The organism is Promicromonospora sp. NPDC059942, from assembly GCF_042731755.1.
Classification (GTDB): domain Bacteria; phylum Actinomycetota; class Actinomycetes; order Actinomycetales; family Cellulomonadaceae; genus Promicromonospora.
Genome location: NZ_JBHWLR010000002.1, coordinates 154,270 through 168,446 on the forward strand (window position 1 = coordinate 154,270; position 14,177 = coordinate 168,446).

Annotated in this window: 9 protein-coding genes; 8 read left to right on the forward strand and 1 reads right to left on the reverse strand. The window is 74.3% G+C overall.

The window, feature by feature from the left end:
- Positions 1–23: 23 nt before the first annotated feature.
- From ACFV9Q_RS03270 to ACFV9Q_RS03280, 3 genes are all read left to right on the forward strand, one after another.
- Positions 24–776 carry a DUF4118 domain-containing protein gene (locus ACFV9Q_RS03270; RefSeq protein ID WP_377233128.1) on the forward strand — a complete coding sequence of 251 codons (753 nt, stop codon included), beginning with the start codon at positions 24–26 and terminating at the stop codon, positions 774–776.
- Positions 777–908: 132 nt separating this feature from the next.
- The gene (locus ACFV9Q_RS03275) at positions 909–2,498 is read left to right on the forward strand and encodes a beta-xylosidase (RefSeq protein WP_377233129.1); all 1,590 of its coding nucleotides are present in this window, start codon (positions 909–911) and stop codon (positions 2,496–2,498) included.
- A 125-nt stretch (positions 2,499–2,623) separates the two neighbouring features.
- Positions 2,624–3,829, forward strand: a complete 1,206-nt coding sequence (locus ACFV9Q_RS03280; RefSeq protein ID WP_377229675.1) for an ROK family transcriptional regulator — start codon at positions 2,624–2,626, stop codon at positions 3,827–3,829.
- A gap of 84 nt (positions 3,830–3,913) precedes the next feature.
- Here ACFV9Q_RS03280 and ACFV9Q_RS03285 read toward each other — a convergent pair whose 3' ends face one another.
- A complete protein-coding gene (locus ACFV9Q_RS03285; protein WP_377233130.1) occupies positions 3,914–5,233 on the reverse strand; it encodes an enolase C-terminal domain-like protein in 1,320 nt (439 codons plus the stop codon).
- A gap of 159 nt (positions 5,234–5,392) precedes the next feature.
- On the opposite strand from ACFV9Q_RS03285, the gene ACFV9Q_RS03290 reads away from it, so the two are divergent.
- The 5 genes from ACFV9Q_RS03290 to ACFV9Q_RS03310 all read left to right on the forward strand — a co-directional run bounded on the left by ACFV9Q_RS03290 (position 5,393) and on the right by ACFV9Q_RS03310 (position 14,039).
- Entirely contained in the window at positions 5,393–6,796 is a 1,404-nt protein-coding gene (locus ACFV9Q_RS03290; protein WP_377233131.1) for an ABC transporter substrate-binding protein, read from the forward strand.
- Positions 6,793–7,776, forward strand: coding sequence for a carbohydrate ABC transporter permease (locus tag ACFV9Q_RS03295; protein WP_377233132.1), 984 nt, complete (start codon positions 6,793–6,795; stop codon positions 7,774–7,776). The genes ACFV9Q_RS03290 and ACFV9Q_RS03295 overlap by 4 nt, the downstream gene beginning before the upstream one ends.
- Positions 7,773–8,678, forward strand: a complete 906-nt coding sequence (locus ACFV9Q_RS03300) for a carbohydrate ABC transporter permease (protein ID WP_377233133.1) — start codon at positions 7,773–7,775, stop codon at positions 8,676–8,678. Before ACFV9Q_RS03295 ends, ACFV9Q_RS03300 begins: the two co-directional genes overlap by 4 nt.
- A gap of 50 nt (positions 8,679–8,728) precedes the next feature.
- A complete protein-coding gene (locus tag ACFV9Q_RS03305; RefSeq protein ID WP_377233134.1) occupies positions 8,729–9,703 on the forward strand; it encodes an NAD-dependent epimerase/dehydratase family protein in 975 nt (324 codons plus the stop codon).
- An 82-nt stretch (positions 9,704–9,785) separates the two neighbouring features.
- Positions 9,786–14,039 (forward strand): glycosyl hydrolase family 28-related protein, encoded by a 4,254-nt coding sequence (locus ACFV9Q_RS03310; RefSeq protein WP_377233135.1) that lies wholly within the window; start codon positions 9,786–9,788, stop codon positions 14,037–14,039.
- The last annotated feature ends 138 nt before the right edge of the window (positions 14,040–14,177 follow it).

Sequence of the window (14,177 nt, forward strand, 5' to 3'; positions counted from 1 at the left end):
ATGTTCGCGGGGACAGGAGCAGCATGACCGGAACAGTCTCGGCTTGGCCTTCGGCGGCGTGGTGGCGACCGGCGGTGCGGGTGGTGGCCGTGCTGGCGCCGCTGGTCGTCTGCGCGATCCTGTACACGGTGCGGGACGACGTCGCCGCCGCGACCGACGTGCTGGTCCTTGTCCTGATCGTCGTCGCCGCCGCGGCCACGGGGGACCGGCCGGCGGCGCTGCTCGCCGCCTTCTCGGCCGGGGTGTGGTTCGACTTCTTCCTCACCGAGCCCTACCTGCGCTTCGTCATCTCCGACGCGGAGGACATCGAGGCCACCACGCTGCTCGTCGTGATCAGCCTCGCGGTCACCGAGATCGCCCTGTGGGGCTACCGCCAGCAGGGGCGGGAGGCCCGCCGCTCGGGCTACCTCGAGGGGGTGCTCGGCGCCGCCCGCGCGGTCGCGGAGGGCACCACGCCCGCCAAGACGGTGGTCGACGTCGTGGCGCGGGAGATCACCGACGTGCTGGAGGCCGACGACGCCCGCTGGGTCGAGGGGCCGGTGGGGGACGTGCGGTTCGCCGTGCTGGACCACGACGGGGCGCTGACCCGCAACGGCCGGCCGGTCGACGTCGACCGGATCGGCCTGCCCGTCGACGAGTACGTCGCGATCCCGGTCCGCCGGGGCGCGGAGGTCGTCGGCTACTTCCTGGTCACCGCCGTGTCGCACGCGGTCTTTCCGACGCGCGAGCAACGCCGGTTCGCCGTGCTCATGGCGCACCAGGTCGCCGCGCTGTAGGTCCCGGCCCGGGCCGGTCCCGTTCATGCGACGACGGTCCCGCGCGGTGATAGTCCATCAGTTTGATTTACACTGGCGTCGCGCGGTGCGCGCCGTCTCGTGACCCGGCGAGGCGTGACGACTGGAGGACGTGTGGCCGAGCCGATCAACCTGCGGGCGACCGCGACCGGACCGGGGCGCCCGCTGCGCCACTTCTGGAGCACCGTGGTCGGTGCGGGGCGCGCGAACGAGGGCCTCCGGGCCGACTGGCAGCGCCACCTCGCCACGGTGCGCGAGGCGTGCGGGTTCGACTACGTCCGCTTCCACGGCCTGCTGCACGACGACATGTTCGTGTACACCGAGCGCGCCGACGGCACACCCGTCCTGAACTTCCAGTACGTCGACGCGCTGTTCGACGCCCTGCTCGACGCCGGCGTCCGCCCGTTCGTCGAGCTCGGTTTCAGCCCGCGGGCGCTCGCCCGCGAGACGGAGACCGTGTTCTGGTGGGGGGCGCACGGCGCCCCGCCGACCGACCTCGACCGGTGGTCCTGGCTGGTCCGGTCGCTGGTCCAGCACTGGGTCGACCGGTACGGCCCGGCCGAGGTGCGCGAGTGGTACTTCGAGGTCTGGAACGAGGCGAACCTGCGCGGCTTCTTCCGCGGCACGCGCAGCGAGTACTTCGCGCTCTACGCGGCGTCGGCCCGCGCCGTGAAGGAGGTCGACGGCGCCCTGCGCGTCGGCGGTCCCGCCACGTCCAACTTCGTGCCGGACGCCCGGTTCGACGGCGAGACCGAGGACTTCCAGGTGCACGAGGCGACGCTGGGCGCCGACCTGGACGCGCTCGACTGGAAGCCCGTGTGGCTGGAGGCCTTCCTCGCGTTCTGCGCGGAGGAGGGCCTGCCCGTCGACTTCGTCTCGACGCACCCGTACCCGACCGACTGGGCGCTCGACGAGCACGGCCAGGGCCAGCGGCTGACGCGCGAGGCCGACGCGACGCCGAAGGACCTCGCGCTGCTGCGCCGCCTGGTCGACGCGAGCCCGTTCCCCGACGCGGAGATCCACCTGACCGAGTGGAACTCGTCCTCCTCGCCCCGCGACTTCACGCACGACACCGTCCCGGCGGCGGTCTACGTCGTCCGCTCGGTGCTGCGCTCGATCGGCACGGTCGACTCCCTGGCCTACTGGACGTTCACGGACGTCTTCGAGGAGGGCGGCGCCGGCGACGAGATGTTCCACGGCGGGTTCGGGATGCTCACCCTCCAGGGCGTGCCCAAGCCGACGTTCCACGCCTACCGCATGCTGAACGCCCTGGGCGGGACGCTGCTCGCGGCCGGCGACGACGGCGTGGTCACGCGGGACGAGGCGACCGGCCGGATCGCCGCGCTCGTGCACCACTACCCGCACCAGGTCACGCGCTCCGTGCCGGCCTCGTTCGACGACCGGACCGTCGCCGACGCGACCGAGGCGGCCGGCTCGGTCCGCGACACCGAGATCACCGTCGACGGGCTGACGCCGGGCGCGGTGGTCGAGCTGGAGACGCTCGACCCGTCGAACGCCAACCCCGTGGCCGCGTGGCGCGCGATGGGGGCGCCGTCGTCGCCCACGCGCGAGCAGACCGCGGCGCTGGACGCCGCCGCCCGCGCGACCCGCCGCGAGTCGCTCGTCGTCCCCGCCGACGGCGTGCTGCGGGTCGAGCGCTCGCTCGCGCCCTGGTCGCTCCTGCTCGTGCGTCAGGTCGCCTGAGTGCGCCCGGCAGCGCGGTCCACAGCGCGCCCGGCGCTGCGCCCGAACGGGACCCGGGGTGCGAAGATGTGCGGGAGCGGGCATCCGGGCCGCCCGCCGGCCGGTCATCGAGCAGGAGGTATGGCGTGACGATCGACCAGTCGGCCACGACGGCGACCGCCCGGCGGGGCACCAACCTCCCGCGCATGGGTGACTTCAACGAGTCCGTCATCCTCGACGCGGTGCGCCGCGCGCCCGACGGGCTGAGCCGCGTCGAGCTCGCGGGCGCGACGGGCCTGTCGGCGCAGACGGTCTCCAACATCTGCCGGCGCCTGCTCGACGCGGGCCTCCTGGCCGAGACCGGCAAGAAGGGCGGGCGCGCGGGCAAGCCGCGCACCGTCCTGCAGGTGGTGCCCGGCGGCCGGTACGCCCTCGGCGTGCACCTCGACCCGGCGGTCATCACGTACGTCGTCCTCGACCTCGCGGGCCGGGTGGTGCACAGCATGCACCGGCCCACGCCCGCCGTCGTGGACCAGGAGTCGACGATCGCCGAGATGAGCGACACCATCGAGACCGTCATCGAGGAGTCGGGGGCGGCCCGCGACCGGATCCTCGGTCTCGGCCTCGCGGTGCCCGGCCCCGTCGACTTCTCGACCGGTTCCGTCGTCGACCCGCCGCAGCTCAAGGGCTGGGGCCGGGTGCCGTTGCGGGACCGGCTCGTCGAGGCCACGGGGCTGCCCGTGCTGATGGACAAGGATGTCATCGCGGCCGCGGTGGCCGAGCGCTGGGCGGGCGCGGCGACGCACTCGGGCAACTTCCTCTTCTTCTACCTCGGCACCGGCTCCGGCATGGGCGTGGTCGCGGACGACGTCGTGCTGCGCGGGGCGTCCGGGAACGCCGGCGAGGTGGGCGGGCTCGACGCCAACTGCACCACGCGCGCGCTCGTCGACGAGGCCGTGGCGGCGGGAGTCCTGGAGGTCGCCCCGGCGCCCGGGCCGCAGGCCGTGGCCGAGCAGCTCGGCCGGCTCGCCGACCTCGCGGCCGAGGGGGAGCGGGGCGCCCAGGTGATCATCGACCGCTGGGCGCGGCGCGTGGGCACCGGGGTCGCGGCGGCGGCGACGCTGCTCGACTCCGAGCTCGTGGTGTTCGGCGGGCCCATCTGGCCCATGCTGTCCGAGCGCTTCCTGGCGGTCGTCGAACCGGTGATCACCAGCTGGCCGTACGTCGAGAAGATGCACGAGATCCAGGTGGTCAACACCCGCCTCGGCGAGGACGTCGGCGCGGTCGGCGCGGCCTGCCTGGTGCTCGACCAGACGCTGTCCCCGCAGCCCCACGCGCTCCTGATCGGCTGACCGCCCGCCCCGGCCCGGCGCGGCCCGGCCCGGTGTCAGGCGCTCAGGTCACCCGGGTGACCTGAGCGCCTGACACCGGAGGGGTCACGCGCGGTGCGCGCTGCCGTCCGTGGCGCGCAGCAGCGCCCAGCGGTCGTGCTCCAGCGGGGCGCCCACGGGGTAGTGGCGCGCGGCCCGCTCGTCGAAGTCGACGCCGAGCCCCGGCGCCTCGGAGGCGAGCAGGTGCCCGCCGGCCGGGACCGGGGCGCCCGGGAACACCTCCAGCGTGGCGTCGCGGAACGTCGCCGCCTCCTGGACGCCGAACGCGGGGGAGGAGATGTTGAGCGCCATGTTGGCCGCCATGCCCACCGGCGTCACGTCGCCCGGCCCGTGGGGCGCCGTGCGGACGCCGAACATCTCGCACACGGCCACGAGCTTGCGCGCCGGGGTGAGCCCGCCCAGCGTGGGGATGCGCAGGCGCACGAAGTCGATCGAGCGGCCGGCCAGCAGGGGCAGGTACGCGCGCGGGTCGTGGTAGAGCTCGCCGACGGCCAGCGGCGTCGTGCCGGCGGCCCGGAGCTCCGGGAAGTGCGCGGCGTCCTCGGGGGCGAGGGCGTCCTCCAGGAAGTACAGCCGGGCGTCCTCGACGGCGCGGACGAACTGCCGGGCCTCGGCCGGGGTCATGCGCTCGTGGGCGTCGTGCAGCAGCTCGACGTCGGGGCCGACCCGGTCGCGGACGTCCGCGAGGATCCCGGGCACGTGCCGCAGGTAGGCCAGCGTGTCCCAGCGGTCGGTGCGGGCCCGGCGGCGGGCGGCCTCCGCGGCGTCGCGCGGGGCGGTGCCGTAGGTGTCCCGGCCGGGCACGGCGACCTGGACGCGCACGTGCCGGTAGCCGCGGCCGGCCGCCTCGAGCACCTTCTCGGCCACCTCGGCCGCGTCGGCGCCGTCGACGTGGGTGTACGCGTCGGCGTGCTCCCGCGCCCGGCCCCCGAGGAGCTGGTGGACCGGCAGCCCCGCGACCTTGCCCTTGAGGTCCCACAGGGCCACGTCGAGGGACGCGAGCGCGTTGTGCTCGATCGACCCGCCGCGCCAGTACCCGCTGTTGAGCAGCAGGCGGTGCAGGTCCTCGATGTCCGCGGGGTCCCGGCCGACGAGCAGCGGCCCGAGGTACTCGTCGATCAGCGTGCGGGTGGCCAGCGGGCGCTGCGGGTCGCTCGCGTCGCCGAGCCCGTAGAGCCCGGGCTGGTTGGTCTCGACGCGGGTGACCACGTAGGGGCAGCCCTGCGGGCCGGTGAGGAAGGTGCGCACCGCGGTGACCCGGACGCCGTCGGCGTCGGCACCGACGGAGGTCCAGGGCGCCGGGGCGAGCACGCCGGTACGGCGGGTGTCGCGGGCGTCGGCGTCGGCTGCCTGCAGGGGTGTCATCGGTGACCTCGATCCGGGACGAGCGGTGCGCGCGGGGGCGTTCCCACGCGCCGTGCGGGCACCGGCGGTGGCGCCCGTTGACACTGTACATCGAATTGATTTATCTTCCGATGGTCCGCGACACCGCCCGGTGCCGCCTGATGACCGAGAGGCAAGCCCGTGATACGACACCGACGTCGTCCGTCCTCTGCACGACTGACCATCGCCGCCACCTCCGCCCTGCTCGTCGGCGCGCTCGCCGCCTGCAGCGGGCCGGTCGGCGGTGCCGGCGGGGGCTCGCAGGAGAGCGACCCCGACACCCTGACCATGTGGACCTTCAAGCAGTCGCACGTCGAGCCGCTGCAGAACGCCGCGAAGTCCTTCGAGGAGAAGACGGGCATCGCCGTCGACGTCCAGGCCTACACGCCGGACGACGCCTTCATCACCAAGGTGCAGGCCGCGGCGCAGACCGGCGACCTGCCCGACGTCATGGAGGTGCACACCCACGGCGACGACTTCACGTTCGGCGGCGCGGGCCTGCTCGAGGACCTCTCCGACGACGTGGACGACGAGTGGACCTCGCGGTTCCTGCCCGCCGTCGCCAACGACGGCACCGTCACCGACGCCTACTACGAGCAGTCGCTCGCGGAGGGCTCCAAGACCGCTGGGATCGAGAAGGGCCAGCGGTACTCCGTGCCGCTGACCATCGGCACGTTCGGCATCGTCTACGCGAACAAGGAGCGGCTGGAGGAGGCCGGGATCACGAAGGCCCCGACCACCTGGGAGGAGTTCGTCGCCGCGCTCGACGCCGTCCAGGCCGCCCGGCCCGACGACGGCGGCGTGAGCATCGGCTTCCAGTCCTCCACGACGGGGCTGGAGTGGCTCATGCAGCCCATGGCCTACGGCCAGCTCGGCAAGGAGGACTTCGGCGCCCTGTTCGGGCAGGACCCCGCGAAGAACTTCTCGTCGGACAACGGTACGAAGGTGCTGGAGGCCTACAACCAGGTCCAGCCCTACTGGATGCCCGGCACGCAGTCCCTCACGATCGACGACGCCGACATCGCGTTCGCGCAGGGCAAGTCGTCCTTCGACATCGGCGGCACGTTCACCCTGGCCTTCCTCGACCAGAACGGGATGGACCCCGAGAACATCGTCACCTTCCCCGTGCCGGCGCCCGAGGACGGCGCGATCAAGGACCTGGAGCTGGCACCCTTCGGCCTGACCGGGCTCTCGGTCTCGGTCTCGACGGGCAACAAGGACGGCGCCCTGCAGTGGATCGAGTACCTCTCGGAGACGGACGTCGCCGCCGCCTTCGCGCAGGACGCGCTCGACGTGCCGCCGGTCGACCTGGGCGACGACCCGACCGCCACGGTCGGCCCGGTGCTCGGCGCCATGATCGGCGCCTTCGGCGAGGGGGAGAACGCGTACAACCCCGGCGACACGTCGTACCGCCCGGCGGCGTACGACGCGGCGCAGATCGGTGACGCCGTGATGGAGCTGACCCCGCTGGAGACGAAGGACGTCACAGCAGTGGGCAAGGACGTCGCGACGCTCGTCGACACGTTCTGGTCCCAGTCGAAGTGACGACGTCGACCGCGCTCGCCGCCGTCGTCCCCACCGGGGACGGCGGCGGCGGCCGGCGGGGCCGCCGCCGGCACCCGGTGCACCACCGCGGCCAGGAGGTGGCGTGGGGCTACGTGTTCATCGCCCCCGCGCTCCTGCTCTTCCTCGTCATGGGCGTCTACACGCTCTTCTTCAGCGCCCAGCTCTCGTTCGTCCGCTGGAACGGGCTCACCCCCACCTGGGAGTGGGTCGGGCTGAAGAACTACGCCGACCTGCTGTGGGCGAGCCCGGTGTACGCGCCGGTCGTCCACCGGGCCGCCCTGAACACGCTCGGTGTGATGGTCGCCGTGCCGCTGCTGACCGTCCTGGTGTCCTTCCCGCTCGCGGTGGTGCTCAACCAGGCGCGCCGGTTCGCGGGCGTGCTGCGCTCGGTGTACTTCGTGCCCTACGTGACCGCGGGCATCGCGGTGTACATGGCCTGGCAGTACGTGCTGGAGCCGAACGGCGCCGTCAACCTGCTGCTGCGCACCGTCGGGCTGGGCAGCCTCGAACAGCCGCAGGGCTGGCTCGGCAACCCCGCCACCGCGATGCCGACGCTCGTCGTCATCATGGTCTGGTCGGGCGTGCCCGTGGCGATGCTGCTGTACCTGACGGGGCTGCAGTCCATCGACCCCTCGCTCCTGGAGGCCGCGCAGCTCGACGGCGCCGGCTGGTGGCGCACCAACCTCTCGGTGGTGCGGCCGCTCCTGGCCGGGACCACCGCGGTGATCACGCTGCTGAACGTGCGCGAGGCCCTCCAGGGCTTCCAGATCTTCCTGATCATGACCAACGGCGGACCGGCCGGCCGCACCAACGTGCTCGGCCTGGAGACCTACGACCTGGCCTTCCAGCAGGAGCTCGCGCCCACGCTCGGCCTCGCCAGCGCGCTGGGCTGGCTCCTGTTCTTCGCCGCCCTCGCCGTCGCGATCGTCAACCAGCGCGTCACCCGGGAGAAGCCATGACGACCGTCACCGACCGCACGGTCCCGGACGCGCCGGACGCGCCGCCCGTCCCGCGGACGCCGCGCCGCCGTCGTACCCCCGCGAAGGTGGTCGTCGCCCGCGGCGTCGTGGCGGTGCTGCTCGCGGGCTACGCCGTCGTGAGCCTGTACCCGTTCCTCTGGATGGTCTCGGCGGCGTTCAAGACGCAGCAGGAGGTCATCCAGGGCGGGCACCTGATCCCGCACGACCCCACGTTCACCACGATCGTGGACACCTGGGCGCAGCTGCACTTCTTCGACTACTTCCTCAACAGCCTCAAGGTCACCGGGCTGACGACGCTCGGCGTGGTCGTCGTCTACTCCGCCGCCTCGTACGCGTTCGCGGTGCTCCGGTTCCCGGGCCGGCAGGCGTTCTTCCGGCTGTTCCTGGTGCTGCTGTTCGTGCCCGGCGTGGTCACCCTCCTGCCGATCGTGCTGCTCGAGAACCAGATGGGGATCCTCGGCACGCACCTGGGCCTGATCCTCCCGTTCGTCAACGGCACCGCGCCGCTGTCGATCCTGCTGCTCACCAACTCGTTCCGGTCCCTGCCGGACGAGCTGCGCGACGCCGCGCGGGTCGACGGCGCGGGCGAGCTGCGGATCTTCACGCGGATCTACCTCCCGCTCGCCCGGCCGGCCCTCATCACGGTCGCGCTGCTCACCGCCATCCCGACGTGGAACGAGTACCTGCTGTCCCGGGTCTCGCTCAACGACCCGGCCACGTTCACGCTGCCCATCGCGCTGCAGCAGCTCCAGTCGTCCAACGTCGTCCAGTACAACCAGCTCATGGCCGGCGCCCTGATCGTGGTGATCCCCGTGATCATCCTGTTCCTGGCCACCCAGCGGTACTTCGTCAACGGGCTCGCCGGCGCGGTCAAGGGATGACCCACCACCCGCCGGCCCCCGCCGCACCACAGATCGGAACCCACCCCGTCATGAACCACACCCTGCCCCTGCCCCCGACCGGTCGCGCCGGTGCGCTCCGCCCCGGCGACACCGTGCTGGTGACCGGCGCAGCCGGCGGCATCGGCCGGGTCGTCGTCCCGGCGCTCGCCGCGGCCGGCTACCGCGTCGTGGCGACCGACCGCGTCCCGTTCGACGCGCCGTCCGCGCAGGCCGTGCTGGTGGGGGACTCGCGGGACCCGGAGTTCGTGGGGTCGGCGCTGCGGGCGGGGGCCGGCGCAGGGTCCGGGGCGGTGGCGGTCGACGGCGTCGTGCACCTGGCGGCGATCGCGTCACCGGGGCAGGTGCCCGACGACCAGACGTTCACGCAGAACGCGCAGGGCACCTTCTGCGTGCTCGACGGCGCGGGCCGGGCGGGCGTGCGCGTCGCCGTGGCGGCGTCGTCCTTCTCCGCGTACGGCTACCCGTGGGCGGGGCGGCACCTGTCGCCCGCGTACGTGCCGGTCGACGAGGCGCAGGAGCCGGTCGCGATGGACGCCTACGCGCTGTCCAAGCTGGCCTCCGAGCAGGTCGGCGCGTACGCCGCGCGCCGGTACGGCATGGCGACCACCCTGCTGCGCATCCCGTTCGTGGGCACGGGCGACCGGCTCCGGGAGATGGTCGAGCTCGCCCGCCGCGACCCGGGGGCGATGCGGCAGGAGCTGTGGACCTGGCTCGACACGCGCGACGCCGCGGGCGTGGTGCGCGCCGTGCTGGAGTCCGGCGTCGACGGCTACCACGTGGTCAACGTGGCGGCGCCGGACACGACCAGCGAGGTGCCGACGGCGGAGCTGCTCGCCCGCTTCCACCCGGAGACCCGCGTGGCGCGCCCCCTGGAGGGCACCGCGACCGTCATCGACACGACGGCCGCGCGCAAGCTCTTCGGCTTCGTGCCCGTGCACTCGTGGCGCACGGGCGACGCGCTCGACCCCGGCGTCACGGCGGCCGCAGAGGGCCTGACCGTCTGACCGGCCGCAGCACGTCCCGCACGACCCGCACGTCCCGCACGTCCCATTCACGTCAGTCCGAACAAAGGTGTTGAGGATGAACATGAACGCAGGAAGAGCCCGGGTGCTGGCCACGGCCGCGGCCGTGGCGCTGACGACGGCGGGGCTGGTGGCCCCGGCCGCCGCGGCTCCCGCCGCCGGGCCGCTGGTCGACGTCGACCGGTACCCGGTGGGGGTCGGCGCCGACCTGTCGGCGACCCCGCTGACCCACGGGATCGCCGTCGCCACGGCGCCCACCGCGGGCGGCCAGGTGACGGGCGAGCACGCCGGGCGCGCCTACTGGCGCACCGACGGGGCGGCGGGCGCGGGGCGCCTCGCCCTGGACCTCGCCGACGAGTACGTGGGCCGGCTGGACGGCACGCCGGGTTATCTCGTCGTGGACCACCGGGCCGGCGAGGCGGTGGTCGCCACGGCCGGCGGCGAGCCGACGCCGTCCGGCGCGCCGGAGGCGGACGCCGACGGCGACGGCTGGACCACCACCGTCGTGGTGCTGCCCGCCGGGACCCTGTCCGCGGGCGCGGCGGGCGAGGCAGCGGGGGCCGAGGTCGAGCTCGCGGGCGCCGACGGCGAGCTGACCGTCGCGGCCGTGCGCGTCGTGGCGCAGGGCACGAGCGTGGACCTCGGGCCGGCCGTGGCCGAGCGCGGCATCGCCGTCCGGGCGGGGGACGACACCGCTGGCCTCGTGACCGGCACCGCCGACGGCCGCGGGTACTGGCAGACCGGCCGCGCCCAGGGCACGAACTTCGTCTACGCCAACGTCTCGGACGCGTACGCGCGCGACGTGCGCGACCGCGTGCTGGTCGACGCCACGGTGCAGCAGGGCGGCGGCTCGATGTTCCTCCAGTACGACTCGCCGGGGGACACGATCCCCGACATGTTCCGCCCGTCCGCCCGGCTGGAGCTGGCGGACGACGGCGCGTGGGCCTCGCGGTCCTGGCTCCTGGAGGACGCCCTGCTGACCAACCGCTCCAACGGGTCGGACTTCCGGCTCTCGGTCGAGGGCTCCGCGCGCGACGTGCGGCTCGACTCGCTCGCGGTGACGGTCGTGCCGCGCACGGTGGACCCCGCCGTCGGGCTGCGGCAGCTCGTGCGGCAGGCGGACGTGGCCCACTTCGCGGCGCGCGAGGGCGGGCGCGACGGGCAGTTCCCCGCCGGGTCGCGGGCCGGGCTGCGCACCGCGATCGACGCGGCGCAGGCCGTGCTGGACGACCCCGGCGCGTCCGGGCCCGAGCTCAACGCCGCGACGGACGCGCTGCAGGACGCCCTGGAGGCGTTCCTCGCCGCCGAGCGCACCACGGACCTCGCCCGCGGCGCCGCCGCGACCGCGAGCTCCACGAGCGGCGGCACGCCCGGCGCGGTGACCGACGGCACCGGCTCCGCGTGGGTGTCCGGGCGGGACGAGGCCACGGCCTGGGTGCAGGTCGACCTGGGCGGGCCGACGACGCTGGACGAGGTCCTGGTGGACTGGACCGCGGACTACGCGCACGTCTACCGCGTCCAGGTGTCGGACGACGGCAGCACGTTCCGTACCGTCGCGACCGCCGGGTCGCTGGGCGCCAACCCGCTCCGCACCCGCTTCGAGGAGACGACGGCGCGCTACGTGCGCCTCGCCCTGGACGAGCTCGCCACGCAGCGCGGCGCCTACGGGCTGACCGCGCTGGAGGTCCGCGACGTGCGCCCGGTGCGCCTGGAGCCGCGGGCCGTGTCCACGGTGTTCCCCACGGACGACGTCGTGGTGGCCGACCTCGACGCCACCGAGCTCGGCGCCGACCCCACGGGCGCCGAGGACTCCACCGCCGCGATCCAGGAGGCCCTGGCGACCTGCCGGGACGCCGGGGGCGGCACGGTGTGGCTGCCCGCCGGCACCTACCGGGTGAGCGACACCCTGGAGGTGTACGCCTACTGCACGCTGCGCGGCGACCACCGCGACCTGGACGAGCAGCCGGTCGGCGCCCCGGGGGCGCCCGCCGGGCTCGGCACCGTGCTGGAGGCGCACCTGCCCTCGGGCGACGACGGCCCGCCGCTGCTGCGCGTGGGCGGTTCGGCCGGCGTCGTCGGCCTGACGACGTACTACCCCGACCAGGACGCCGCCGACCCCGTGCCCTACGGGTGGACCGTCGAGGTGCCCGGGCTCGCGTGGATCGGCAACGAGAACTACATGCTGGGCACCGTGCAGGACCTGACGTTCCTCAACTCCTACCGCGGCATCGGCATCTCGACCATGCGCAACGACCGCGGCGAGGGGCCGGGCGCCCAGGGGCACGAGCTCGCGAACGTGCGCAACGTGTCCGGGACGGTGCTGTACGAGGGCGCCGCCGGGTACAACGGGGCCGACGTCGGCGTCTGGGAGGACGTGCGCCTCGACAACGGTTACTGGGCCTCCGCGGGCGCGGCCTACGGCGCGCCCGACCGGGCGGTGCTCGACGCGTGGACCCGCGCGCACGGGACGGGCTTCGTGCTCGCCGACCTCGAGTGGGACCAGTTCGTGGGCCTGCACGCCGCCGACTACGCGGTGGGCATCAGGCTCGTCAAGGGTCCGCGCGCGTCGTTCACCGGCGTGTTCGTGGACGCCGAGATCGTCGACACCGACATCGCCGTCCTGGCCGAGAACTCCGACCAGCGGTGGGGGTCCGCCTTCGCCTCCAGCACCCTGGAGGGCTCCGTGGCGGCCGTGCGCAACACCTCGGCGGGCTACGTCAAGCTGACGGACACCGCGGTCAGCGGCGCCCTCGAAGGGACGGTGCACACCCTCGACGGCCCGGCCGACGTGCCGCAGCCCGGACCGGCCCGCCCGGCCCCGAAGCCCGCCGACCGGCTCTGGGACGTCACGGCCGCGCCGTACGACGTGCCGCGCACCCCGAAGCAGTTCTCCGACGTCGACGCGACCGCCGGCATCCAGGCCGCGCTCGACGACGCCGGGCAGGCCGGGGGCGGCGTCGTGTACCTGCCGGCCGGCTGGTACACCGTGCGCGGGCACCTCACCGTCCCGGCCGGGGTCGAGCTGCGCGGCTCGTCCGCCGTGCCGAACCGCACCTCGCTCGTGGAGTCCTCGGGCACCGTGCTGGTCGCGTACGAGGGCCGCCAGGACGGCACCGACGACGCGTCGGTCGCCGAGGCCGCCGCCGCACCCGCCGTCGTGACCCTCGCCGGCCGGGACGCCGGCGTGCGCGGCCTGCGGGTGCTGCACCCGGAGAACAACCCGGCGTCGGACGACGGCGCCGTGCCCTACCCGTTCGCCGTGCGCGGCGACGCCCCGGGCGTCTACGTCGAGAACGTGGGCCTCGACAACGCGTGGAACGCCGTCGACCTCACCGACCGCGCCGACGGCTTCCTGGTGCGGCGGGTGCTCGGCATCTTCCTCGACGAGGGCGTCCGCGTGGGCGCGGCGTCCGACGGCGTCGTGGACGGCGTGCTGTCCAACGGCAACGTCGCCACCCGCAACGCCTACGGCCTGCCCGGCCCGGTCGAGGAGGCCAACCTCTTCGCCCAGGTCATCGACGGGATCAGCCGCGAGCGCGAGGTGCTCGTGCATGCCGTCGGCGCGCAGGACCTCCAGGTCCGCAACACCTTCGCCTACGGCTCGCACGACGGGATCGTGGCGACCGACGGCGCGACCGTGACGGCCTTCAACCTCGGGACCGACAATCTCGGCCCCGGCGGACACACGGTCGACGCCGACGCGTCCAGCGCCGTCACGGTCGTCAACCTCATGCGCTACAACGGCACGACCAGCCGCGGCGACGTCACGATCGTCAACCCGATGGCGATCAACATGGCCACCTCGGCCCTCGCCGTCACCGCGGACGGCGACGGCACTGCCCGCGTCGAGGGCAACGAGGCCGAGCCCGGCCGGTACGAGACCGGCGCCACGGTCACCGCCGTCGCCGACCCCGCGCCCGGCTCCCGGTTCGCGGGCTGGCGGGACGCCGACGGCGGCACTGTCTCGTCCGCGAGCCGCTACCCGTTCGCGCTCACGGCCGACACCCGGCTCGTGGCGACGTTCGAGCCCGCACCCGAGACCTGGGTCGAGGCCCGGGCCACGACCAGGTGCACGGGCCCCAAGGCCCAGGTGGTGGTGCGGCTGCGCAACACGGGGCCGGAGGCGCTCGCGGTCAGGCTGACGTCGCCGTTCGGGCAGCGCCAGGTCGCCGGTCTCGCACCCGGGGCGGACACCCGCCTGACCCTGCCGACGCGCGCCCGGTCGGTCGCGGCCGGCGAGGTCGCGCTGACGGTCACGGACGACGCCGGCGCGGCCGGCGTCGTGGCGCTGCCGTACGACGCGGCGGCCTGCGGCTGACGCCGGGGCCGGTGGGACACGGCGGGGAAGGGGACCAGTGGGCGGGGCGGGTCCCCGGACGGGCAGGGAGAGAGGGGGGGAACTGCGGGGGGAGGGGCCGGAAGGAGGGTCCACCTTAACTAAAGAAAAGAGGCGCAC

What these genes read in the sequence shown, in the direction of transcription:
- ACFV9Q_RS03300 (WP_377233133.1), top strand. Translation starts at nt 7,773, where the DNA reads ATGACGACCGTCACCGACCGCACGGTCCCGGACGCGCCGGACGCGCCG.
- ACFV9Q_RS03305 (WP_377233134.1), top strand. Translation starts at nt 8,729, where the DNA reads ATGAACCACACCCTGCCCCTGCCCCCGACCGGTCGCGCCGGTGCGCTC.
- ACFV9Q_RS03270 (WP_377233128.1), top strand. Translation starts at nt 24, where the DNA reads ATGACCGGAACAGTCTCGGCTTGGCCTTCGGCGGCGTGGTGGCGACCG.
- ACFV9Q_RS03285 (WP_377233130.1), bottom strand. Translation starts at nt 5,233, where the DNA reads ATGACACCCCTGCAGGCAGCCGACGCCGACGCCCGCGACACCCGCCGT.
- ACFV9Q_RS03310 (WP_377233135.1), top strand. Translation starts at nt 9,786, where the DNA reads ATGAACGCAGGAAGAGCCCGGGTGCTGGCCACGGCCGCGGCCGTGGCG.